Annotated in this window: 25 protein-coding genes and 1 pseudogene; 25 read left to right on the plus strand and 1 reads right to left on the minus strand. The window is 35.4% G+C overall.

Going from position 1 to position 24,869, the window contains the following annotated elements:
• Positions 1-314 precede the first annotated feature (314 nt).
• The 7 genes from JOD14_RS11070 (at position 315) to JOD14_RS11095 (ending at position 12,159) form a co-directional block, all read left to right on the plus strand.
• Positions 315-1,088 (plus strand): MurR/RpiR family transcriptional regulator, encoded by a 774-nt coding sequence (locus JOD14_RS11070; protein ID WP_204654858.1) that lies wholly within the window; start codon positions 315-317, stop codon positions 1,086-1,088.
• 139 nt (positions 1,089-1,227) lie between these two features.
• Positions 1,228-2,502 (plus strand): PTS cellobiose transporter subunit IIC, encoded by a 1,275-nt coding sequence (gene celB, locus JOD14_RS11075; RefSeq protein WP_204654859.1) that lies wholly within the window; start codon positions 1,228-1,230, stop codon positions 2,500-2,502.
• Positions 2,503-2,528: 26 nt separating this feature from the next.
• Positions 2,529-3,929 carry a glycoside hydrolase family 1 protein gene (locus tag JOD14_RS11080; RefSeq protein ID WP_204654860.1) on the plus strand — a complete coding sequence of 467 codons (1,401 nt, stop codon included), beginning with the start codon at positions 2,529-2,531 and terminating at the stop codon, positions 3,927-3,929.
• A gap of 596 nt (positions 3,930-4,525) precedes the next feature.
• Complete coding sequence (locus JOD14_RS13275) at positions 4,526-4,786, plus strand: hypothetical protein (protein ID WP_239576185.1); 261 nt, start codon at positions 4,526-4,528, stop codon at positions 4,784-4,786.
• On the plus strand, positions 4,696-5,280 hold the full coding sequence (gene istA / locus JOD14_RS11085) for an IS21 family transposase (RefSeq protein ID WP_239576186.1): 585 nt from the start codon (positions 4,696-4,698) through the stop codon (positions 5,278-5,280). The genes JOD14_RS13275 and istA overlap by 91 nt, the downstream gene beginning before the upstream one ends.
• 339 nt (positions 5,281-5,619) lie before the next feature.
• Positions 5,620-11,091: a fibronectin type III domain-containing protein gene (locus JOD14_RS11090; RefSeq protein ID WP_204654861.1), complete on the plus strand. Its 5,472-nt coding sequence runs from the start codon at positions 5,620-5,622 to the stop codon at positions 11,089-11,091.
• A complete protein-coding gene (locus JOD14_RS11095; RefSeq protein ID WP_204654862.1) occupies positions 11,092-12,159 on the plus strand; it encodes an LPXTG cell wall anchor domain-containing protein in 1,068 nt (355 codons plus the stop codon).
• A 222-nt stretch (positions 12,160-12,381) separates the two neighbouring features.
• On the opposite strand, the gene JOD14_RS11100 is transcribed toward JOD14_RS11095, so the two are convergent.
• The gene (locus tag JOD14_RS11100; RefSeq protein WP_204654863.1) at positions 12,382-13,137 is read right to left on the minus strand and encodes a MurR/RpiR family transcriptional regulator; all 756 of its coding nucleotides are present in this window, start codon (positions 13,135-13,137) and stop codon (positions 12,382-12,384) included.
• Positions 13,138-13,231: 94 nt separating this feature from the next.
• Here JOD14_RS11100 and JOD14_RS11105 point away from each other — a divergent pair, with 94 nt between their 5' ends.
• The 18 genes and pseudogenes from JOD14_RS11105 to JOD14_RS13440 all read left to right on the plus strand — a co-directional run bounded on the left by JOD14_RS11105 (position 13,232) and on the right by JOD14_RS13440 (position 24,503).
• Positions 13,232-14,662, plus strand: a complete 1,431-nt coding sequence (locus JOD14_RS11105) for a glycoside hydrolase family 1 protein (RefSeq protein ID WP_204654864.1) — start codon at positions 13,232-13,234, stop codon at positions 14,660-14,662.
• A 475-nt stretch (positions 14,663-15,137) separates the two neighbouring features.
• Positions 15,138-15,389 (plus strand): AbrB/MazE/SpoVT family DNA-binding domain-containing protein, encoded by a 252-nt coding sequence (locus JOD14_RS11110; RefSeq protein ID WP_204654865.1) that lies wholly within the window; start codon positions 15,138-15,140, stop codon positions 15,387-15,389.
• Positions 15,383-15,709: a type II toxin-antitoxin system PemK/MazF family toxin gene (locus JOD14_RS11115; protein WP_204654866.1), complete on the plus strand. Its 327-nt coding sequence runs from the start codon at positions 15,383-15,385 to the stop codon at positions 15,707-15,709. Before JOD14_RS11110 ends, JOD14_RS11115 begins: the two co-directional genes overlap by 7 nt.
• Before the next feature lie 392 nt (positions 15,710-16,101).
• On the plus strand, positions 16,102-16,602 hold the full coding sequence (locus tag JOD14_RS11120; RefSeq protein WP_239576187.1) for a GNAT family N-acetyltransferase: 501 nt from the start codon (positions 16,102-16,104) through the stop codon (positions 16,600-16,602).
• Between the two features lie 92 nt (positions 16,603-16,694).
• Positions 16,695-17,480: a metallophosphoesterase family protein gene (locus JOD14_RS11125; RefSeq protein WP_204654867.1), complete on the plus strand. Its 786-nt coding sequence runs from the start codon at positions 16,695-16,697 to the stop codon at positions 17,478-17,480.
• A 15-nt stretch (positions 17,481-17,495) separates the two neighbouring features.
• Positions 17,496-18,254: a plasmid pRiA4b ORF-3 family protein gene (locus JOD14_RS11130; protein WP_204654868.1), complete on the plus strand. Its 759-nt coding sequence runs from the start codon at positions 17,496-17,498 to the stop codon at positions 18,252-18,254.
• Between the two features lie 126 nt (positions 18,255-18,380).
• Complete coding sequence (locus JOD14_RS11135) at positions 18,381-19,262, plus strand: carbon-nitrogen hydrolase family protein (RefSeq protein ID WP_204654869.1); 882 nt, start codon at positions 18,381-18,383, stop codon at positions 19,260-19,262.
• 13 nt (positions 19,263-19,275) lie between these two features.
• Entirely contained in the window at positions 19,276-19,428 is a 153-nt protein-coding gene (locus JOD14_RS11140) for a hypothetical protein (protein ID WP_204654870.1), read from the plus strand.
• A gap of 60 nt (positions 19,429-19,488) precedes the next feature.
• Positions 19,489-20,010, plus strand: coding sequence for a cyclase family protein (locus tag JOD14_RS11145; protein ID WP_204654871.1), 522 nt, complete (start codon positions 19,489-19,491; stop codon positions 20,008-20,010).
• Positions 20,011-20,022: 12 nt separating this feature from the next.
• A complete protein-coding gene (locus JOD14_RS11150; protein ID WP_204654872.1) occupies positions 20,023-20,421 on the plus strand; it encodes a VOC family protein in 399 nt (132 codons plus the stop codon).
• A 106-nt stretch (positions 20,422-20,527) separates the two neighbouring features.
• Entirely contained in the window at positions 20,528-20,791 is a 264-nt protein-coding gene (locus tag JOD14_RS11155) for a GNAT family N-acetyltransferase (protein WP_204654873.1), read from the plus strand.
• Between the two features lie 12 nt (positions 20,792-20,803).
• Positions 20,804-21,067 (plus strand): annotated as a pseudogene (locus tag JOD14_RS11160) (GNAT family N-acetyltransferase); the annotation flags it as partial.
• Positions 21,064-21,459 (plus strand): hypothetical protein, encoded by a 396-nt coding sequence (locus JOD14_RS11165; protein ID WP_204654875.1) that lies wholly within the window; start codon positions 21,064-21,066, stop codon positions 21,457-21,459. The pseudogene JOD14_RS11160 and the gene JOD14_RS11165, both read left to right, overlap by 4 nt.
• A 286-nt stretch (positions 21,460-21,745) precedes the next feature.
• Entirely contained in the window at positions 21,746-22,018 is a 273-nt protein-coding gene (locus JOD14_RS11170; RefSeq protein ID WP_204654876.1) for a hypothetical protein, read from the plus strand.
• Positions 22,003-22,365, plus strand: a complete 363-nt coding sequence (locus JOD14_RS11175) for a GNAT family N-acetyltransferase (RefSeq protein WP_338031689.1) — start codon at positions 22,003-22,005, stop codon at positions 22,363-22,365. Before JOD14_RS11170 ends, JOD14_RS11175 begins: the two co-directional genes overlap by 16 nt.
• A gap of 186 nt (positions 22,366-22,551) precedes the next feature.
• A complete protein-coding gene (locus JOD14_RS11180) occupies positions 22,552-23,871 on the plus strand; it encodes a DUF1576 domain-containing protein (protein ID WP_204654877.1) in 1,320 nt (439 codons plus the stop codon).
• Complete coding sequence (locus tag JOD14_RS11185; RefSeq protein WP_204654878.1) at positions 23,850-24,209, plus strand: hypothetical protein; 360 nt, start codon at positions 23,850-23,852, stop codon at positions 24,207-24,209. The genes JOD14_RS11180 and JOD14_RS11185 overlap by 22 nt, the downstream gene beginning before the upstream one ends.
• Before the next feature lie 165 nt (positions 24,210-24,374).
• Positions 24,375-24,503, plus strand: a complete 129-nt coding sequence (locus JOD14_RS13440) for a hypothetical protein (RefSeq protein ID WP_275581416.1) — start codon at positions 24,375-24,377, stop codon at positions 24,501-24,503.
• Positions 24,504-24,869: the final 366 nt, after the last annotated feature.

Here is a 24,869-nt window from a genome sequence, read left to right on the forward strand (position 1 = left end):
GCGACTTTGGATTACGATGCTTGGCCTGACGCATCATTGGTGACGCGTTTTTCTGGCAGGCCATCCAAAGTCGGAGGCTCGTTGTCAAGTGCACCGGTCAAATAAGAGAAGAGGATTTCGGCACGAGAATCTAGCGGAAATAATGGTAAAATATTTTTACCGCAAAACTATTGACACTTACATCGAAGCGATGATGGAAAACAAAAAGCAATTATCATGCTATAATGAATGATATTATTTTAAGCGTATTTACTTTTCGTTAACTATAAGGTGTGACTAGATGGTAAATTAGGCTTAAGTTGAGGTGAGAAAAAATGAATATTAAAGAAAAAGTATCGATTCATTTTACGAAATTAACCAAAACAGATCGTAAAATTACGAGTCAATTATTAATTAAACCAGAAATTTTGATCAATCAACCGATTCAAGCAGCAGCGGTGACCTTAGATGTCTCACCGGCTGCGATTATGCGAGTGGTTAAGAAATTGGAATATCGTGGATTAGCAGAATTTAAATTAGCATTAGAAGAAATCAATGGCGAGGAAGAAATAGCAGAGACATCAGCAAAAAAACAGATTATTAGTGAAGTGATAGATAGCTATCGTCAAACATTAAATGTGGTTGAAGAAATGTTAGATGAAGCACAGCTACAACGGATTGTTCAATGGTTGTCAAGTTATCCTCGCGTACGTATTTTAGGTTTAGGAAGTTCTGGTTTAGCGGCGGAACAATTTGTTTATTCACTTCTCTATCAAGATGAATATGTCGAATCGATTACTAGTCGAACAAAAATTTATTATTTAGCCCGGGCGGTTACGCCGGATACGTTCTTAATGATCTATACGGTATCGGGTAATATTGAGTTTTATAAGGATATCTTAGAGCAAGCTCGAGAAAAAGGGGCAAAAGTGGTGTTAGTCACGATGAATCACGATGAAGTGTTAAGAAAATTAGCAGATGAGGTTGTTTTACTGCCTTCAAATATTACTAACTTTTCAAATAAAAACGGCTTAATTCAACTAGATAACCGTTATAGCTTTTATATATTTTCTGAAATCCTAGCAACTTATTTTGAGTCAGTGGAATAAAAACAATTCACAAATGAAATATATTTCAATGTTAAATTTAATATTGAAATATATTTCATTTTAGGTTATACTCTCTTTGTAAAGAAGAAAACGTTTTGTCGAAGTATTTGTTTCTTAAACAAACAAAGGGGGATTTATCGTGAACAAGTTTATGGATTTTTTGGCAGAAAAAATTATGCCAGTCGCTGCGAAGTTGGGTCAAAATGTATACCTAACCACTTTACGTGATGCTTTTATGTTGTCGTTTCCACTAACAATGTTTGGATCATTAGTCGTTGTAATTAACAATTTACCATTTTTCTCAAGTTCTACGCAAAGTACTTTAGGTAATTTATTTGGTAGTGGTCAAAATGCAACAATGGCAATTATGAGTGTTTTTGTAACCATTGGGATTGGTTATTATTGGGCAATTCAACACGAGGTAGATGGGATTTTTTGTGGCATTATTTCATTGGCATCATTCTTAATTTTAACACCATTTTTCTTAACTACCGAAATGGGTGAAGAAGTTTCAAATGTCTTAGCTTTGGATCGTTTAGGTGCGAAAGGCATGTTCTTAGGAATTATCGTTGCCTTTATCTCAGCAAAATTATATGTGTGGTTTAACAAAAAAGGCTATATCATCAAAATGCCTGACGGTGTACCACCAGCAGTTTCTAGATCTTTCTCCGCTTTAATTCCAGCAATTGCAACATTGGCTTTTTTCTTAATTCTTAACGCGGTTGTTGTGGGAGTACTCTCAACGAATTTGCATGATGTGATTTACAACGTGATTCAAAAACCATTGACTGGTTTAGGAACGTCTTTACCAGGGACAGTGATTGCCATTTTCTTTGTTCAATTTTTATGGTTCTTTGGATTACATGGTCAAGTAATCGTTAATTCAGTTTTTGAACCATTTTGGCAAGCCAATATGTTAGATAATGCGAATTTAACAGCGCAATCGGCTACAGAGCTTGCTGAAAATGGTCACATCGTAACAAAATCATTTATGGATACGTTTACTGTTGGCTTAGGCGGAAGTGGTTCAACGTTAATTGTTGTTTTGATGATGGCTTTTATTATGAAAAATAAACAATACCGTGATGTGGGACGTTTGGCTTTAGCACCAGGTATTTTTAACGTCAATGAGCCAGTTATCTTTGGTTTACCAATTGTGATGAATGCGGCTATTTTTATTCCTTGGCTAATTGCACCACTTGTTTCCGTTGTGCTTGCCTATTTTAGTTTTTCAACTGGCTTAGTACCATTAACTACAGGTGCCCAAGTGCCGTGGACAGTTCCAGTCGTTATTTCAGGATTTTTAGCAACCAATTCAATTATGGGTTCACTTTTACAAATTGTACAGATGGCAGTCATTGGCTTGTTGTGGTTCCCGTTCTTGAAGTTAGTCGATAAATCAGAAGTTTTATAAAAATAAGTCAGATAAAGGAGAACGTTATGCTAGAGTTTCCAAAAAAATTTTGGTGGGGTGCCGCAACAAGTGGCCCCCAATCAGAAGGTAGATTTGATAAAAAACATGCCAATATGTTTGACTATTGGTACGAAATTGAGCCAGAAGTATTTTATAAACAACAAGGCCCGGATACAGCTTCTAATTTTTATAATAGTTACAAAAAAGATATTCAGTTAATGAAAGAATGTGGTTTAAATTCAGTCAGAACATCGATTCAATGGACAAGATTAATTGATGATTTGGAAACAAATACTGTTAATTCAGAAGCTGTTGATTTTTATAATCGAGTGATTGATGAATTTATTGCACAAGGCATTGAGCCGATTATTAATTTACATCATTTTGATTTGCCAGTTGAGCTGTACCATAAATATGGTGGTTGGGAAAGTAAGCATGTGGTTGATCTATTTGTGGGCTTTGCAACACAATGTTTCAAACATTTTGGTGATCGTGTGAAATATTGGTTTACGCATAACGAGCCAATGGTTGTTGTAGAAGGCGAATACTTATATGAATTCCATTATCCAAAAATTGTGGATGGTAAAAAAGCCGTACAAGTGGCATATAATCTACAACTTGCTAGTAGCAAAGCAATTGAAGCTTTTCGAACGTCTGGTTTTAAGGAATCTCAAATTGGGATTATTTTAAATTTAACCCCTCTTTATCCTGCAACTGAGGAATCAGCAGACTTGTTAGCAAGTCATCAAGCAGATTTATGGATTAATCGCTTTTTTATGGATGCTTCGGTAAAAGGGCAATTTCCAACTGAACTTGTTGCTATGTTGCAAAAAGAAGATGCTTTATGGTCTTATACAGATGAAGAATTAGCAATCATTGCTGAAAATACAGTCGATCAACTTGGCATTAATTTTTATCATCCACACCGCGTGGAACGGCCAGAGTTTTCTCCCAATTCGCTAGCTGTTGATTTTATGCCAAACAAATATTGGAAAGACTATGAGATGCCTGGTCGTCGTATGAATGTTGATAAAGGTTGGGAAATCTATCCAAAAGCTCTTTATGACATTGCCAAAGATATCCAAGAAAATTACGGTAATATTTCATGGTTTGTTTCTGAAAATGGCATGGGTGTTTCTAATGAAGAGCGTTATTTAGTTGATGGTCGGATTGAAGATGACTATCGTATTCAATTTATTAGTGAACATTTGTATTGGTTAAATCAAGCGATTCAAGAAGGGGCTAATTGTCACGGCTATCATTTGTGGACGCCAATTGATTGTTGGAGTTGGATGAATGCTTACCGTAATCGTTATGGTTTGATTTCAACAAATATCCATACACAAGTGAAAACAATTAAAAAATCAGGTTATTGGTTTAAAGAACTTTCAGAAACAGGGCAACTAGATTTCAGTCTAGAAGAGTAAGAGAGAATTCCAGAAAACGAAAACAATTATGATTTAACAGAAATGAGTCCCAGTTTTTGAAACACATACGAGCGCCTCTTACGAATGATTCATTTAATAAGAAGCGTTCGTTTTTTTGTTGTTGGCAATAGTAAAATTAAGCTGTATATATCCTTGTGTGAAGTTTTAGTTATGAAGTAAAAAAAGCTGAAGTTAGAGCATGTCGATGTCAAATAGAACTCGTCAATTTCTGCTAATTAGTTTTCTGCAGCTTTTACTAAAGTGACGAGGATAGATCAGTTACGAGGAAACATTACGAACAATATACTATTGATATACCACTAATCATTCTAACTAGGAAATAATTATATCTCGACTTATATAAAAAATATACCAAGTAAATAGTATGATTTTATAAAAAGTAAATCATTAAATAGCGATAAGTGTGAAATTATATATTTCTGTTTATGGCAAGATATAAATACAGACAATTGCAACGAAAAAATACACAATGCTGCAATTGGCTAAAAGCATAAAAAACATTGCAAGCAACCTGAAATTCCTCTAAAGTTATGGTTCCCACAACGATAACTGGAGGTAAGAAAAGGATGCTAACAATGCACGATATTCATACTATCAAAAATTTACGAAATAATCACGATAAATCGATCAATCACATTGCAAAAGAATTGAACGTGAACTGGCGGACGGTGAAAAAATACGCGGATGGTGATTTTATTCCTGTTGTAAAATCGCATAAAAAGACAGGATTGATGTACACAGGAGGATGGGCGGGATTGTCGCTTTATGGCTCACAGAAGATTCAAAACTTCCAAAAAAGAAGCGGAGAAACGCTAAATTCATCACAAATGACTTGAAAAAAATGGGCTATGCCGGTTCCTATCGAACGGTTTGTCAGTTTATCAAAGATTGGAAGGCCACGCACGTTACAGAAGCCAACGAAGACAATGGTTTTGAACGTTTAGAACATCCAATGGGTGAAGCGCAACTTGATTTCGGTCTGATGGAAGTTTGTCACGAAGGAGCTTTTAAGGTCGTCAAAGTATTGATTATGACTTTCCCTTATAGTAACGCTGGTTTTGTCGTATCCCTTCCAGCAGAAAATCAAGAATGCTTGCTTGAAGGGATGAAAGAACTTTTCCGACAAGTTGGAGGCGTTCCTCGTGCAATCCGTATTGATAATATGTCAACGGCTGTCTTCCAAGCGAAAACACGAAATGAACCTGCAAAATTAACGGATGGCTTCTTCCAATTTGCCATGCATTATGGGTTTGAAACGCAAGTGTGCAACCCAAGAAGTGGTCATGAAAGAGGAAACATTACGAACAATATACTATTGATATACCACTAATCATTTTAACTAGAAAATAATTATATCTCGCATTATATAAAAAATATACCAAGTAAATAGTGTGGTTTTATAAAAAATAAATCATTAAATAACGATGAGTATAAAATTATATATTTCTGTAAAAAAATAGAGAAAAAGAAAAAAGGGAACTAAAAAAAATAAAATTTACAATTTTTTTTGTAGAAATTTAAATGTCGTTTAAGTATACTCCAATCTGTCATTATGATTCGTTATAAATAAACGAAAATAAGAAAAAATAGACATAATTTGATTATGAATATTTTTTCTTATTTTTATTTAATGACAAATCTTTAAGGAATTGGAGTGAAGGCTTTTATAATGAAAAAGAAAGTTTATTTAGGAATGGCCGCAAGTTTAATCTTGCAGTCTGTAGCATATCCGGCAACCACAGTGTATGCGCAACATTCTCAAAATGCTTTAAGAGAATATCTAGCAAGTGAACAAACTGATTCGTTCCAGCAAACGCTAGATGAAACGACAATGAATGCAACTGTTGAAGAAAGCACCATGCCCTCAACAGAAGCAAGTGTTGAACAGATTCCTAATGAAGAAATGACGACGGAAGATACTTTTAGTAGTGAGACGGTCGAAACACAACCAGAGAACATTACAGAAAGTTCAACTCAAATCGAGTCATTTGGTTCATCAGAATCTAGTGAATCAACGACTCTTGAGTCAAGTGAAGTAGAAACAGACGAAACGGAAAAACTTGACTTTGGCACACAACAAGAAGAAGTATCTTTGGCATTAGGGCGCATTGTCACAAAGTTAGTCGCAAGCCCAAGTCAAAAAGCTACAGTGAATGTACAATACACTTTAACAAGTAATCAAAAGCAAGTTGAGCAAGGAAGTATTAATTTGACACCTGATAATAGTCATTTAGATCAAGCGCAAACACTAAGCTTTGATGAATTAAAACCGGGTACGTATCGTTTGGATTTGACTGCAAAGGGTTATGAAAAGTATGAACAAGAATTTACTATTAATGGAGAAGAAAAAAATATTATCGTCTATTCTGATTTCATTGCAGGTTATACCTATTTGAGTGGGCATAACCACCCTGGTGTTTTAAAACCGGAAAGTAAAGTTAGTTTGGTCGCTGATTTTAATCAAGATCAAGTTGTTAATAACGAAGATGCTAAGATTCTTGTAAAAGAAATTGAAAAAAATGATCGTAAAAAATTAAACCAGTCAAACTTTGATTTAAATAATGATGGTGCGATTGATTTGTTAGATTTAACGATATTTACAAATGAACATGAGGCATTTAGACGAGAAACTGAGAAAGAAAATCAAAATAAAGAAAAAGATCGTTTGTCAAGTGTTGAGACGAGCGTATTGTTTAATACGTCTTCAATTAAAGTTGACGCGAAGACTCAAGTGAATGAAAAAGAATTGGAAAATTTATTAAAAGAAGAAGGTTCTGTTTCTTTATCTCGAGTTGATGGTCAAACAATTACAGAAAAAAATCCAGTAGGTATTGAAATTCCGATTGTCCCAACACCGCTTGAAACGATTGTTGTTTCATCGAATTCTATTTCTGAAGGTGAAATTATTGTCACAGACGAGAATGGGCAAGAGATCACTTATGCGGTTGGTAAAAACACTCGCTCAGCCAATAATGCGATAATTGATGAGAACGGTAATATTACTGTTAACTTAGGTACTAAGATTGCGGTTAAAAAAGTAACGATTAAAGTAACTGCGGTTAATAATTCAAATAATTTAGCAGAGATTAGTAAAGTAGAATTCTTAAATGATATGGCAAGTAAAATTCCAGAACCATCTTTAGATATGCCGACGAATATTACTATTACCAATAGCTCTAAAATGTTTACGGTTAATTGGGATGCAGTACCAAATGTAACGGGCTATGAAGTAACCATTTCAAATGGGGGCACAACAGATACCCATAAAGTAAATACAAACGCAATAATTGTTTCTTCTTTCTCAACTGGGAGAAAAGGGAAAATCGAAAATGGGAAAGAGTATACAGTTACTGTTAAAAGTGTGAACGGAGAGTGGTCGTCACCGGTTGCAACAGCACCTGAAACGGCGAAACCAATGGCAACAGATGTTCCAGGACGCCCAGATTATGTTCAAATTAAAGGTGGCTATCGAAAACTAACTGTTTCATGGGGCAAGGCAGAAGATGCGGATGCTTATGAAATTTTTGCTCGTGAAAAAAATAGTGATGATGACTTTAAATTAGTGGCAGAGACAGAGCAAACAAGTGTCGATGTGACAGAATTAAAAGATAAAACAACTTATGAAGTTTATGTTGTGGCAAAAAATGCAATTGGCTATAGTCAACAATCGTTAATTGCAGAAGGCTCACCAGTTGACGTTAAAAATATTAAATTGCCACAGTATAAAGTTTTAAATCGATCAGCTGGGACAGGCGAATTAACGAAACATATTCAAGCAATAACGTTCACTAAAGGAGAAATGGTGAACAGTCCTCTTGATACGCAAGCAAATTCTGCTTTAGGAATCGCAGATGAGAATAGTGATTCTTATTGGACGTTAAATGACTGGGATTTTGGTTATCACTATAGTGGTAATGGTATCGATGTGACGCTGGATGACCAATACGAAATTGATCGTTTGACAATCGCAGAAGTAGACGACAGCTACCATTATGATGGTGCTAAAATTTACTATGTTGATGACCAAGGAATCAATCAAGCAATGAATGCAAGCATCACTCGTAAAGACAATGCGGATGGTGCTAAATATTGGGAAATTAAATTCCCGAAAGCAATTAAAGTTCGTCAATTCCGTCTAGGCTTAGGCCGAGCGAATGGTGCTAGAAAAATGTATATTAGTGAAATGAAAATCTATTTATATGATGACTTAGCCGATCAGATTGATGCTTTATTTACAGATCAACTACACTTAGAGTTAGCAAAAGAAGTAACAGAAGAAAAAATTGATGCATTAGAAGAACGATTGAATACACCTGATCCAGAATCAGGCGAATTTATTTTTGATTACGAACAATTAAAACGTGAATTAGAAAATGCACGAATTTTATTAAAAGATAAAGAATTAGCTAGTCATATTGTTTCAATTAATCCAGAGATTTCCAATAAATACGACTCAGGTTTTGGATTTACAGGATTAAATGCTTGGCAACCACTTGGAATTTCAGCAAAAGCAGAGGAAGAAGTTACGATTTACGTTGGTTCTCCAGGTAAAAAAGTGGGCGATAATACACCGTTAACACTTGTACCGACACAATACAATGCGGAAACAAAGAATTTATCCGGCCAAACATTCTCGTTAAAAATCGGAGCAAATAAGATTAAGATTCCTCAATTAATGAGTTTAGCCGGTGAAAAAGGTGGCGAGCTTTATATTGCTTATAACGGAAGCAATAAAAATGATCAATATGCTGTCCGTGTTGGCGGTGGGACGCCCACACCAGTTTTAAATTTCTATCATGTCGTAGATGAAAGTGAGCGATTGGCGAAAGCAATTGACTACATTAATGAATTAGAAAATTTAAGCGAAGTATTAAAAGAACATAAACACGAGGCGAATACGGAAGAAAATTATAGCAAAGAGTTATGTGTAGCCAACCATACAGATATTCAATTGCGCCACATGATGCTATCTGTTCCAGCAAGTCAAGTCTTAAAAGCTCTAGGTAGCGGATCTAGCGAAACAAAGGCACAAAGATTAATCACCTCTTTAGCTGCAATGGACCAAATGATGAATCTATTTTATCAACATAAAGGTTTGAGCAATCAAGCAGAAGCTGGCTCAACGAATCGTTTGCCGCAACAATACTTAAATATTCGCTATATGCGGATGTTTACGGGTGCTTTTATGTATGCAGCCGTTAACCATATTGGTATTCAATGGAATGAAGTTTTAGGTTTATTTAAAGGCGAACCTATTGTTTCAAATAACGGGAAATATCAATCCGGTCAATTATTTGGTTGGGGAATTGCCCACGAAATTGGTCATAATATTAATCAAGGCAATTATGCAATTGCTGAGATTACAAATAATTATTTTGCTCAATTATCCGGTGCAAAAGATACAAATGCGTCTGTTCGTTGGGATTATGAAGACGTTTTTGCCAAAGTGACGTCAAATACACAGGGTGCTAGCTCAAATGTGTTTGTTCAATTAGCAATGTATTGGCAATTACGCTTAGCTTATGATAAAGGATATGTTTATAAAACTTATGATACGTATCAAGAACAATTTGATAATTTATTCTTTGCTCGTGTCGATAGCTATTCTCGCAATCCAGGTAGCGCGCCTGCACCACAAGGTATTCATTTAACAATGGACACAAGCTCACAAAAGGCGCAACAAAATATTATTCGTTTAGCTTCAGCTGCAGCACAAAAAGATTTATCAGAATTCTTTATTCGTTGGGGATTCGTGCCAAATGCAACAACAATCAAATATGTCAGTCAATTTGAAAAAGAAACGCGCGCAATCTTCTATGGTGATGACGATGCACATACTTATACTCTCGAAAATAGTGCTCTTTCTGGTTTATTTGCCAATAATACAGCGATCGATTCTTTAACAGCATCTATTGTTAGAGATGAAAATAAAGTGAAAATTACGATTGAAGATGGCTTAACACCAGAACAACGTACCCAACTTCATGGCTATGAAATCACACGTGTACTAACAGAAGGTGGGCAACAAAAACGAGAAGTCGTTGGTTTTAGTCGAACACCAGAGTATACAGATATAATTTCAACGATTAATAATCGTGTTGTGAATTATGAGATTCGTTTAGTTGATAAATTTATGAATTATTCAGATCCTCAAACGATTGGTTCTGTAAAAGTCATAACTGATGGTGCATATAGTAAAGAAAATTGGAGTGTGACCACGAATATGACTTCTGAAGCCGACAAAGCGCCAGAAGCGTCAGAAGAGAATCCACATCCAGAAGTTGTTTCATCAATTTCAAATGTTATTGATAATGAATTAAAAACAACTTATACAGGTAGCGTTAAATCCGATGTTGCCAAATTGAAATTTGATTTTAAACGTAGTCAAGCAATTAGTGCTTTGAAATTGAATGTAACGGATCCTAAAGAGTTTGAAAATATTCGTGTGTTTGTCAGTCAAAATGGTAGTGAGTGGAAAAAAGTAAAAGATATCAAAATTGATAAAAATGCTGGTAAAGAAGGACAAACAATTTACTTTGATCATTCAAGTGAAGAAGTAAAAGATTATATTGGTACTTATGATGCTCGCTATGTTGAAGTCGTCTTTACTAAAACCCAAAACAAACAAATTACAATTAATGAGATTGGATTTATGGGACCAACAGGCGATAATGTTGAATTAATTGAGACAGAAGGGGTTCCAGCAGTTGGTGTTTTAGAAAAGGACTATCAATTTGAAGAAAATAATCCAGCTTCAATCATTCCAAAAGGTTCGTTAGTCTTTACGGGAGCATACAAAGGAAATCCTGCTTATAATGTCGTATTATTATACGATCAAGATGGCAATCTTGTTGGTGGTCAAGATGAAGAGGGCGCTCTAATTGCAAATCAAGTAATTTTAGCAGATGTTCCTGAAAACGGAAATCTTGGCGAAACATCAGAAGGCCGATTCATTTATTGGATTGAACCAAATTACTGGTCAAAAGATTCTTTACCAAGCGCTATTCGTGCAGAATTGTATCGTGTTGACAACGCAACAACAAACGAAGGTCAACGTTTAGTATCAGATACTCTATTAACAGAAATGCCAAACGGAGAAAGCCTTCCAAACATAAATTTTGAAAAAGGAGAAAAAGAATAGATGCGTAAAAAACTTATTTCTGCATTTGCAATGGGAATAGTTTTATTTGGTTCAGTAGTTGCTTTTGCCACTCAAACAAATGAAAACAAAAACGTTGTGAGTGTAAATAAAGTTAAGGATAATAATATTAATTTTACGCTTAACTTACCTGAAATAAAAAAAGCATCAACTACGAAATTAACATTTCAAGTTGATGCAGCATTAGAAAATTTAGAGTTTGATTTTAACGAGTCTATCAAAAAAGGCTTAGATGTCTATGGGTCAATTTATGATAAAGATTCTAAAAAATTAATTGTTTATTTTTCAAGTATAAGCCCTTTAAATCTATCTGAAGGTTTTATGTTAGGCTCAATCAAAGATGAACAATCAAAAATTAAACAAATTCGATTTGATGATAAATCATTATCTATTGTAGAAGAAAACGCAAAATCACCAACAAAAATTGAAAATTATGAATTATTAGGTAATTTTGCAACAACCAATAATCCGGACGATTGGGAACAACCAGAAGACAAACCAACAGAACCTGATCAAGGTGGCCAACCAGAAGACAAACCAACAGAACCTGAACAAGGTGGTCAACCAGAGGATAAACCAACAGAACCTGATCAAGGCGGTCAACCAGAGGATAAACCAACAGAACCTGATCAAGGCGGTCAACCAGGAGACAAACCAACAGAACCTGATCAAGGCGGTCAACCAGGAGACAAACCAACAGAACCTGATCAAGATGGTCAACCAGGAGACAAACCAACAGAACCTGATCAAGATGGTCAACCAGAAGACAAACCAACAGCACCTGATCAAGATGGTCAACCAGAGGACAAACCAACAGCACCTGATCAAGATGGCCAACCAGAAGATAAACCAACGGACACGGATAAAAATGATCAATCAGAAGAGCAACCAAGTGCTAAAGAGGAAGAAAAAACTCCCAATACGAATATTGATAAATCAGGAAGTTCAATCTTGCCACAGATGGGAGAAAAATCAACCACTCTTATTTCAATAGCAGGAATTGGTCTTATGATTGCTGCGTTAGGACTTTATTACTATAAGAAAAAATAAGTTAAATCAGCGAAAACAGCCACTTTTTTACGAAGTGGCTGTTTTTTAATAAAAAAATATTTTATTCCTCTTAAGTATGGATTCATTTTTCGCTTATTTGGTGTTTAAATCTAAAATCATGAAACGTCTTGTTTCATATGTGGTAACTGAACCGACTTACATGCAAAGGCTATGAAGCGCATATAAAAGGCGCTATAATTAAAAACATAGAACGAAGAGCGCTTACTCTAAGTCGATAAAGTTATTTTTCAGGTAAAGTTTTTCAGTTAACGCTTCAATAATATAGACGGCAGAAAGCTGGGAGGACAAGTCTACATTATAAGCTTGACGGTGAGATGGTGCATCATAAGCCAGTGAAAAATCACAAAGGGTTGCCAAGTGGTTTGCTTCTTTATTAGTGATACTTACCGTATAAATCGAAGTGTCCACGAGGGCTTTGGCTAGTTGCACGATGTCTGGTGATTCACCTGATATCGAAAAGAAGAGACAAACTTCGTCGATGGTCTCATTCTTTTTTTCATGCTTTGAGGCTAAGTAAGGAATGAAGGCAGAAATTGATGAAATACTCCGGTACCCCAACGTTGAAAACCGTTGCTGGGCATACTGTGCAATGATGCCAGAAGCACCATTTCCTAGACAATGTATGAAACTTGCTTGTCCTAAAATAGTAACTAACTGTTCAATTTTTTGTTCAAAATCAACCGGAAGTTGTGTTTCTGCGAGATAATTTTTACTTTGAGTTTGTTGCCGCATTACATCTCGTTCGGTGAGGTTTTGCTTTAAGGCGAGTCGTAGTTCTGGGAAGCTTGTATAACCAATTTTTTTGGTGAAGCGGACAATTGTAGCGGGTGAAACATGGGTTTTTTCTGCCAGTTCGCGAACGCGCATAAAGGCCACTGATGCTTGATGGTTGGAGATGTATTGGGCAATTTGTAAATCCGTTTCGGATACCTGTTTTAACAACTTTAAATCGAACAACACGTTTCACCTCTTTTTTCTTTAGTGTACTAGAGAAAAAAGGAAGAGTAAAGATGAAAAAAATCAAATGAAAAAGAGAAAGGAAGTATTTTTTATGGTAAGCAAAGGATTTCGCAAAGATTTTTTATGGGGTGGCGCAACAGCAGCCAACCAATTAGAAGGAGCATACAATGAAGACGGCAAAGGTTTGACGATTGCCGATATTTCACCGGGTGGGAAACTAAGGTTGCCATTACTTTTTTCGGGTGATTTCCCATTAGAGATTGATCGTGAAAAATACACCTATCCAAATCATCAAGGCGTTGATTATTACCACCGTTACAAAGAAGACATTGCGCTGTTTGCTGAAATGGGCTTTAAGACTTTCCGAATGTCGATTTCGTGGGCTCGCATTTTTCCAAATGGCAACGACCAAGAACCAAATGAAGCAGGCTTAGCTTTTTATGATGCCGTTATTGATGAATTATTGAAGTATAAAATTGAACCAACGATTACAATTTCGCATTATGAAACGCCTCTACATTTAGTAAAAGAATATGGTGGTTGGAAAAACAAAGAGTTAATTGGCTTCTTTGAAAAATATGCACGCACCATTTTAGAACGTTTTGGTAAAAAAGTGACCTATTGGATGACCTTTAATGAAATAAATACGGGAATTATGGGGTCATTTTTCTCAACAGCGATGCGTAATGCGACAGAAACAGAGAATTATCAAGCACTACATAACCAATTTGTGGCGAGTTCTTTAGCTACAAAAATTGCCAAAGAAGTTAACCCAACAATTAAAATGGGGTGTATGAGTATTTATGCGACGATGTATGCGTACGATTCGAATCCAGAAACCGTGATGGCGATGGAAGAGAAAAACTGCATGTTCAACTATTTCTGTAATGACATCCAAGTTCGAGGAGAGTATCCAAGTTACGCGCTAGCTTATTTTGAAAAAAATAAAATCGAAATTGAGCGAACAGACGAAGAATTAGCGATTATTAAAGCGTATCCGGTCGATTATTTATCTTTTAGTTATTATATGTCGACAACGGTTTCAATTGATCCAAAACACCAAGACGATAAAATCCAAGGAAACTTTTTTGATGGTGTAAGAAATCCATTCTTAACTTCAAGTGAGTGGGGATGGGAAATTGATCCTGTAGGGTTAAGAATTGCTTTGTGTGATTTATATGGTCGTTATGGTGTGCCACTATATGTTTCTGAAAATGGTTTAGGGGCGATTGATACGCCAGACGAGCAGTTTGTGATTCAAGACGATTATCGAATTGACTATTTAGCTAAACATATTGCGGAAATGAAAAAGGCAGTGGTACTAGACGGGGTTGACTTGATTGCTTATACACCGTGGGGCTGTATCGATTTAGTGAGTGCGTCAACTGGTGAAATGTCAAAACGTTATGGTTTTATCTACGTCGATTTAGACGACGAAGGAAATGGTGACATGAGCCGCTACAAAAAGAAATCTTTTAACTGGTATAAGTCTGTGATTGCTAGTAATGGTGAAGAACTTTAGGCCTTTGCGTCAAAGCGTGTGGCAATCTAAAGTGAAATAAAATAAGTTTGGGGGAATTTGGTGAGAAGGTAGTCATCAAGTTTCCTCTTTTTCCTTTTGAGAATACGGGGTTAGATGGGTAAGGTTACGCTAGACTAGATAGAAAAATAAGGTATGTACAATAAAAATCATGACCATAGAAGCTCATTGTCCAGGGAAATCGGTAAAAACGCGTGAACCAAAGATGCACCTGATAAAATTTATCAAAAAAACTGTTGCCATTTCAAGAAGTACTTGCTAAAAAAGAAACAATTCTATTAAGTAGCAGCAAAAAACGACTGATTCGTGATTTGATTGTCGTACATGGATTATACATGCATTTTACTGGTCATGGTGTCATTTTACCAGTATCAAAATATTTCTTTCAAAAAGGTTAGAAAGAGATTATTTGTATATCTTTTGATGTATAATAACTTCAAAGAAAGGTGGGACTGTGATGGAAAAAATTAAAATTGGGTCATGGGGAAATACCAGTGCAATAAGACTTTCAAAAACCGTTATGGCGGCATTGGGTGCTGAAAAAGGAGAACAACTCAACGTCGTGATAGAAGGCAATCGAGTGATTCTAGAAAAGGTACCAGAGACTGAAGACGAATTGACATTTGATGAATTGTTTAGGGACTACGATGGCGAAATTTTCCAAGCAAGTCCATATGAATTTGAACCCGTAGGTAATGAGAAATGGTAAAACAAGGCGATATTATCAAAATCAATCTCGACCCTGAGGAAGGACATGAGCAACAAGGTTATCGTCCGTATATTTGTTTGAGTTATAAAGGAATCATTAAGTTTTCCAATGTTGCAGTTTTTGCGCCAATCAGCAACACAAAACGTAACTATCCGTTGTATGTCTCGTTAAAAGACACGAAAACCACTGGAAAAGTTTTATTAGACCAGTTAGTAACTATTGACTTCCATGCTCGAAAACACAGCTACGTGGAAACGGTCAGTGAGGAGTTTATCGGACAACTATTAAAAATTACCAAAGTGAATTTTGAAAAAGACTAATCTTTTTGATTGGTCTTTTTCACCTAGAAAGTAACAAATACCAGAGGATACAAAGTATGATTTGTGCGTATTGTAATAAGTAAAAGGATAAAACGAAAGAACAGATTGTTTCGTTAGCTGCCACTAGTGGTGCAAAGATTAGTTCACACTAAAAATCATAGCCTTTCAACAAACTATCGTGTTTTAAAGGTGAATCGGGCGTCCTATTTTCGCAAGCTATCTCCAACAAAAAACAAGCGTTCAATCGAAAATGAAAGCCTAAAAGAAAGAGTTTCAAAAATTTATTTCAATGAAGGTGAACGTGTTTAAAAAGCAGATAAAATCCATTTTTTAGCATTTCTTTTACTTTAACAACACTGTGACATATTATTAGGTGAAAAAAGAGGTTAATCATGAATGAAAAAAATCAGTTAGAAATTGACACGAAATCTTGCATGATTCGCCGCTATCAAGAGCGGGACTGTGAGGCGCTCATTGATTTGTTTTATGATACGGTTCATAGCGTTAACGCTCGAGATTATTCATTAAAACAGCGAAATGCTTGGGCTACAGGTAAAGAAGATTGCAAGCAGTGGCACCAATCTTTTTTAGCACACGAAACGTACGTGGCAACAATCAATGACAAAGTAGTGGGGTTTGGCGATATTGATCAAACTGGTTATTTAGATCGCTTATTTGTGCATAAAGATTATCAAGGACAAGGGATTGCGACTGCTCTTTGTAATCAATTAGAAAGATTCATTCAAAGTAATATTATGACGGATGCCTCGATTACCGCGAAATCCTTCTTTGAAAAAAGAGGCTACCAAGTCTTGCAAGAACAAAAAGTGGCACGCTTAGGTGTTTATTTGACCAATTTTAAAATGGAGAAGAGACGCTCTTTTTTTGAATAAAAAGCGAATTGGAAAGAATTAGATTCGCGATTAACTGATCAGAAGAAAAAATGAGATAGAAAAAAATAAATGAAAAAAGGAGGACGGGATAGTTGCGTACACTCGTTGTTGGTGATTTGCATTTATTAGGGTCAATTATTTTACCGCTTGTTGAAGAAAAGGCCAAACAAGAAAAAGTTGAAAGAATTGTCTTATTGGGCGATTATTTTGATCAGTGGGGTCAAACTGCAAACGTGAATTTATATAAGGAAGAGCTTAATTTTTTGAAGGTATGGGTTCAGGCTCAGCGATCGAAGAAAATTGAAGTGATTTGTTTGCTTGGTAATCATGATGTACCTTATTTAACGGGAAATTTAAGCTATTATTCTATGCAAGATGCGGCAATGATTCAAGAAATAAAAGCAACATTGCTTTTATTAGGTGTGCAAATTGCGGCGAAAGTGGATGAGTTTTTAATTAGTCATGCGGGGTTTCTGGCGGATGAAAAACCAAAAGAATGGTATTTTACCGCGGTTGATTCTTCACACTTAGCAGAATTAAACCAACTGGAAAAGATGGTCGGCAAAGCTCGCGGTGGAAGTAATGAAATTGGTAGTGTTTTTTGGGCAGATTATCATTTTGAATTGGCACCATTTTACAATCGAAACTATCCGAAACAAATCGTTGGGCATACGCCAGTTACGAAAATTACTCGAAATAAAGCAGCAGGCTACCTTTTTGGAGTGGATACGTTTAGTCTGACGTCAGATTATTACCCGATTGGGAATGGGGCGTTGTTGCTACTGGAAGACGGTCAGGTTAAAGGGATAGCCACAAAGTTTTCAACGATTCTTTTAAATAAAAATCTAGCAAATACCTTATTTTGTCTGGAAGATTAAAAAGGAGAAATTCATATGGCAAAACACAAAGTTTATACTTTTTACGCAGAATTAAATAATTATCAATCTAAGATTTATCGTAGGTTTGAAATCAATGGGGAACGAACGATGGATGAGCTTTGCTATGCGCTCATGATTATGTTTGAAATGCAAGGCGCACATTTATTTGCATTAACACAATTTTCTCAAGAAAAATTAATTGAAAAATTGTTGGAATTTTCCTCTCAAGATCAAATTGAAGACTTTCTCAAAAACAGTGAACTTGCCAAAAATATTCGTTATGAATTTGCATTTGGTGAAGATATTTATCTAAGAGAAAACGAGCGGCTTTTAAGTCCTACTTCGGAACGCTTACAAAGAGTAGTCACAGAGATAGGTACGCGTTTTTTATTTGAGTATGATTATGGTGATGGTTGGGAAATTTTATTAACTTTAGAAAGCATTCACGAGGAAGAAATTTCACTGGCACGATTGCCACGAGTCACTGAAGGCGAAGGGTTTGGCATTATTGAAGATGTTGGTGGCGTCGGTGGTCTCGAAGAGTTAGCTAAAGCTTTAAAGCAAGGAAAAGGGGAAGAATACAACAGTTACTCTCGTTGGCTCGATAGTACGACTTTGAATTTAGCGTTATTCGATCAAGAAGATTGCAATTTTCGCTTAAAGAAGTTACCAAGAATTTATCGTGATATTTATCAATTTGGGTATGAACCTACGCAAGCCTCAATCAAGTTACTGACACGTGCTTATCTTGGAAAAGGGAAGCGTGGGTATTAAAAACTTTTAAAAGACTGCTTGAGACAAGTTGGAAAGACATACAGTTTCGGATAGACAGAGGCTGATTTATTATGATCATCCAGGCTATTTTTAGGTCAAAATCATTTTTTGAAAGGATATCAGCAGATGAGAGTTTTCGCTTTGGAATTAGATAACACGATTAAAGGACTTCGTGAAAGAAAACAATACATTGAGTCGTTGCTTGTAAAAGTTCCTGCTCCTGATTTAGTTTTATTACCAGAATTAGCGATGTGTCGTTATTTGCCAAATCAAAACATTTGGCGTTATGCGGATCAAACTAGCAAAGAAACAGCTACTTGGGCGATGGAAATGGCTGATAAATATAATACTTATTTAGGGATTGGATATGTGGATTATGAAAATGGTGAGTACTATAACCGTTACATGTTGGTTGATCGTAAAGAAGTCTACGGAATCGTAACAAAAAATGAAGGTGAGGCCGCTATTTTTAAAAGAGGGCGGACTTCCTCTCCTATCATTAAAACCCCTTTTGGCAATGTCGCTATTGCCATTTGTTACGATGCTTGGCGCAAATCCTTTTATGAAGAGATTGAAAATCAAGCACTTGCGTTGATCGTCTTTCCGCATGGCCGTTCTTTTAATCCGAAAAAGAAATTAGAAGAAAAAAAAGCCAATGACTATTTAGCTAATCAATATGTCCATTGTTTTGGTGTTCCAGTGATTTACGTGAACAGTTTTGGTCCGCTAGAATTAATGCCAGGAATAATGGGACGATTTATGAAATGGTTGAATTTTACAATGAATGGCCATACGAAAATATATACGAATCAAGGGAGAAAAATTTCCTTAAATAAGAAAGAAATTATTGGATGTGAGCTAAATTTATCTGAACAAAAAAGAAGGCATGAACTATTTTTTTATGGGAAAAACTTAATGAAAGGCAATTTTTTGTTTCGCCATACGATTCTTAAATTGGATATCTTGCTTGGCGTAAGAAAGTATCAAAAAAATAAAAACAAAAAATAATGGCGGTTGATAAATGATACAAGGGGGGATTATTGATATTGGGAATATTGTTAAGCGTTTTGCTAGCCGTTTAGCTCGAACAAAAGAAGGTATCTTATCCGCTGTTGCAAATCGCACACTTGAAAAAGTGGAGGTCTTTAAAAAAATTATCGATGTGAAAAACTAGCTACCATGAATGCCACTCAGATGAGCGAAATTAAAAATAATTATGTTAAGGAAGAAGCAAATGAAGATTATTGATTTGTCACAACCTCTTTTTACGGGGATGTCTGTTTTTCCAGGTGATCCTGAAGTTGAAATTAATCGGGTACATACGTATGAAAAAGAATCGTGGGAATTACGCCAGTTAAGGATGGGGACACATACCGGCACGCATGTCGACGCTTTTTCACATATGCATCCGGGAATGGAAAGTTTAGATGATATCCCTTTAGCGCACTTTTTTGGCCCAGCAGAAGTCGTCGATATGAAACAAGTATGGCCAAAAGAAACGGGTTTGTTCTTTTTGGAAGAAGCTGGGTTAGAAATATTGCCAAGAATTTTAGCAGCTGGCCCTAGATTTGTCGGTGGTGAACTAACGGAAGACTTAGAACGTGCTTTACTTAGCAAGAAAATTATTACTTATACGGGCTTAATTCATCTAGATGAATTACCGAAAGGTCAAAGGTTTTTATTTTACGGCTTTCCCTTAAAAATAAAAGATGGCGATGGTTCGCCTGTTCGGGCCGTGGCGATATTGGATGATTAAAAAGGAGAAAAAATGAATCATATTGAGATAAATGTGTCGAATCTTCAAAAAACGAAAGCAATTTATGCTGATTTATTATGCTTGCTTGGATGGGAGATTTATCAAGAATGGACTTTAGGCTTTAGTTATCAAAAAAATGGGCTGTATTTAGTGTTTGTTCAAGCAGAAGATAGCCACAAAGAATCGGGCTATCACCGAAAACGAATTGGCTTGAACCATCTTGCGTTTAATGTTGCTAGTATCGAACAGTTTGAGCATGCGATTAAACTTTTAGAAGCAAAAAAAGTCCAATTTTTATACAAAAACCGCTTTCCTTATGCGGGTGGCGATGCGATGAAACGTTGCTTTTTTGAAGATTCCGATCGAATAAAAATTGAGTTAGTTTTAGTAAATAGCGAAGTAAGCTTGTAAGGAGTCTGTTGCAAGCTTTTTTTGCATCATTAAATTTATCCTATCAATAGGTGCAAACAATTGTATTATCGCGTACAATAAAAGAAAGCAAAAGGAGTGAAGGCTTATGTTAGAAACGCAACGTTTAGTTATTCGAGCGATCAAACAAGATGAGATTCCACGGCTCTATGAATTAAACTACAGTCCATTTGTGAAAGCGTTTAATGTGTTTGAACCGCTTACGCTCGAAGAATTTAAAGAAAAAAATAAAGCAGCAAACCCTGAGAATTATTATTTGATACTAAAAGAGGATAACCAACTAATTGGTGAAATTAGCGTTCATCCCGATTATGTTCGCTATCAAGTAAACGCAATTGCGGTATCTTACTAGTTAGGTGAAGCCTTTACCCATCAAGGCTACATGACCGAAGCTTTGAAACAAATGATTCAAGACTTATTTGAAAATAAAGGTTATGAAATTATTACGGCTCGAGTTTTTAGTGAAAACCTGGCTTCATTAAATTTGTTGACTCGTTTAGGTTTTCAACAAGAAGCTTACTTAAAAAGAGCAGTAAAAAATACAGAGGGTCGGATTTTTGATGATATCTTTTTTGTGTTATTTAAAGAAGATTGGGGAAAAACTATACATCGAAAGGAGAAAAAATGAAGAACCTTTTTCAGTGGTTAAATCCGTATTTGTTTTTTCTAGCTGTGCTATTAAATGGCGTTGTTATTTATCAAAAACTGATTTTTTTAAATGAGAATTCAAAATTCAATTTTTATTATTTGATTTCATTCATAGTCGTCATGCTATTTTATGTCTTTGTCAAAAATCAAAGCTGGCGACAATATCTAGAAAAAATTACTTTATGGGTGCATCTTGTTTTTCATGGGGTATTCTTAGTCACTTTTCCAATTGGAATGATTTTTGCTTTAATTGGCTCTTATTTATTAGCAGCAAAAGTCTTTTTCTTTTTTTATTTACCCTCGGCGCTTTTGTTCTTATTTAATTTTTATTTAGTGAAATTTAAACGCAAAGAGACCAAAATTATTGATTGAGCGATCGTTTTGTTGCGTAAATTGGGTCATTTTTTAGTAAATCGAACATTTTATTTTTATGGAAGATGCGAATGAGACGTTTATTTTTGCTAGATGCTTGCTTTGCTTTCATTAATTAATGTAGAATAAATTGAGTTTTAAAAAAGGTACTAAAAAATGAGGAAATTAAAAGAACAAGCTAGTAATTACTAGAGGAAGACCAACTTTCAAGATATAAAAGAAATGGTTGTTCGATTGCTACCTGAGTTTAATGGCCTAACTTATTCTTGCCATGGAAACTCAATCAATGACTGGAGTAGATCTATCCAAGTATCAAGTATTTAGAAGCATGAAGTTAGTTAGTTTTGATATCCTTCGTTTATTGAAAGGGAAAAAAGAAATGTTTGAAATAAAAAAGTGTTTACTTGATCAGTTATCAAATTCATTGCTTGAAGATTTTTGCCATAATCAGCAAATTAATCAAAAATGGGTGCGAATCGATGATCATTGGGTATTAGAAGAAGTCGAAGAAACACGTAGCTGGGGAGTAGAAAAAAAGCTTGGATTCCCGTTTATTTAAAAGAGCAAGTAGAACGTGGCGGTTTTGTTTTTGGTGCTTTTTTTGAAGGTACTCTGATTGGATTTATTTCTTTAGATGGCTATCTACAGGGAAGTGCTGAAAAATATGCAAATTTAACCATGCTATTTATTGATGATCGATTCAACCGAAGAGGGTTAGGCACTTGTTTATTTGAAAGAATTTGTGAAGAGGCAAAGGAAATAGGGGCAACAAAATTATTTATTTCTGCAATCCCTTCTGTTGAAACAATTGCTTTTTATAAAAAATTAGGTTGTGTGAAGGCGCAAGAAAATATTCCAGAGTATATTGATACGCAAGAAGATTATTGTCTCGAATTCTTACTCTGAATCAATCAATTTTTTGAGAGGCTTTACGAAGTACACAAAAACCCAATGCCTTTTTTTTAAAAGCAAAGTTAAAAAATATGGAATTATAACGAGCTTAGTTAATCAGGCCCTTAGGGTAATAATCACTAGTCCCAATATTGAGTGGTGTTTTAGGTGGAAAATTGACAGTGGAAGGATGATGAAACAATGAGTGAAAAAGATATAAAAATTGGATACCCTAAAAAAGGAAGTCCATTTGATGCAGCGAGCTCTTTGTTTCTCTATCTAGGTTCAATAATGGTTCTGCTTGCTTTTTATTTTAATACACCTCAAGAAATTTGGTGGGGGACGCTTGAGATCTTATCTTCACCAGCAAATTTAACTACGGATTACTTTGCCCTGGCAAACATAGGGGCTACTTTTATGAATGCGGGCCTCATGGTTTTATTAAGCTTATTCTTAATAAAGAAAAATAAAGTTCATGTAACGGGAGGAATAGTTGCGGCGATGTTTACTGTCGCGGGTTTTTCTTTTTTTGGTAAAAATTTATTTAATTCAATTCCAATTATGTTGGGTGTGATGCTTTATGCTCGTCTTGTTCAAGTCCCATTTAACCGCTATCTTTTACCTGCACTTTTCGGCACCGCTTTAGGGCCGATTTCAAGCGAGATTGCTTTTAATTTAGAGTTATCTCCTGTACTTGGAATTAGTCTTGGGATTTTAGCTGGGGTTTTAGCTGGGCTTGCCTTACCACCATTATCAGCTCATTTTCTACGATTTCACCAAGGGTTTAATTTATATAATATTGGCTTTACAGCTGGGATAATCGGTATGTTTTTCTTAGCTGTTTTGCAAGGATTTGGCGTTGAGGTAAAACCTGTTTCGGTCTTATCTTCTGGAAATAATGACAAAATGGCGATTTTTTTAATTGGCTTGTTTGGTTGTTTACTTTTTTATGGCTTGTTTATGAATCGTTGGCGTTTGACTTCTTATCGAAAAATATTAGGGCAATCTGGCCGTTTAGTTGCTGATTTTATTGTCATTGCTGGTTTCCCAATTGTTTTGATTAATATGTCGTTACTTGGTTTAATTGCTACTTTTTACGTGTTGTTCATTGGTGGAGAATTAAATGGTCCAGTGATTGGTGGTATTTTTACAATTGCTGGTTTCGGTGCATTTGGTAAACATATTCGAAATGTTTGGCCAGTATTATTCGGCGTTTTTTTAGGTAGTTTTTTTAATGTGAATGAATTCAATGCAACAGCGACTATCGTGACCGCTTTATTTGGCACAACATTAGCACCGATTGCTGGCGTTTATGGGATAATTCCTGGAATTCTTGCGGGAATGCTTCATATGGGCCTTGTGAGTAATATTGGTTTTTTACATGCAGGCATGAATTTATATAATAATGGTTTTACGGGCGGTTTTATTGCCGCTGCGCTTGTACCGCTTTTTGATACGTTTAAACAAGTGCAAGATAGTCGAAGGGAATCGAAAAAAACATGGAAAAAAATAAGACATTAACATTAAAAATTGCTTCAGAAATCATGCATTATTTTATGGATCACAAAATCATGCAAATTCAAATGTCCTTTGATTATTCACCGGCGCATTTCTTTATAGAAGTAACGGGAAAATCAACAACAAAACCAGACGACTTAGACAAAATTACGCATGCTTTGAATGATGGGAGACAACCAGAATTGGAAGAGTATTATTTTGACTTACTTGGCGATGACACGAGTGAACCAAATTACTACTTAATTGGGGCAATGTTAGACAAAGCCCAAGTGCACTATGAGAACCAGCAGTTAACCATCCAAGTTTGGCGAGGGACTTGTGAAAATGAAGAAGACCGATAACTAAGGAATTCGCTGTTGCGTCATTGACAATTCTGACTTGGCGAATCAACGAATTACTAGCGATTATATTTATTAAAATTTTACAATTTAGCTAGTATCAAGTGTCTATCATATGTTATGATGAGAAACTGAATGTGAATGAAGTTAAATTAAAGGAAGTGCCAAATGAATAGTAAAGAAAAAATGCAAGAATTGATTAAGAAAAAACAAGGTGGCGGACGTTCAAACCAAGTTGACACACCGAAAAATGATCGTAAAAATATGCGTAAGGGTCCAAAAATTTTTAACAAATAGCCAATCGACAACTTTTCCTAACTTTTCGTAAAAAACGAAGGTTAGGGAAAAGTTGTTTTTTATTTTTATCTATTTGCAAAACGGGCATAAACAATGATACAAGTAAAAGGCGAATAATGTAAAATTACTTTCATTATTTTATGTTTGTTATTTTTTTGTGAAAAAAGATATTTTTGATTGTTTATGCAGTGGCATTAAGGTTTCGTTAGTATTTTTACAATAATTCGCCTTAATTATTGTATAGATAAAAAATGTGGATCATTATTTTTTTAATTGAACAAATTTCATAATTATTAGACTCTTCAAACCTTTGATAGAACAGTCTTTCAAAAAGACACAAAAAAGGAACCTCCCCATATGGTACAA

Source organism: Enterococcus lemanii (assembly GCF_016909125.1).
GTDB classification, from domain to species: domain Bacteria; phylum Bacillota; class Bacilli; order Lactobacillales; family Enterococcaceae; genus Enterococcus_I; species Enterococcus_I lemanii.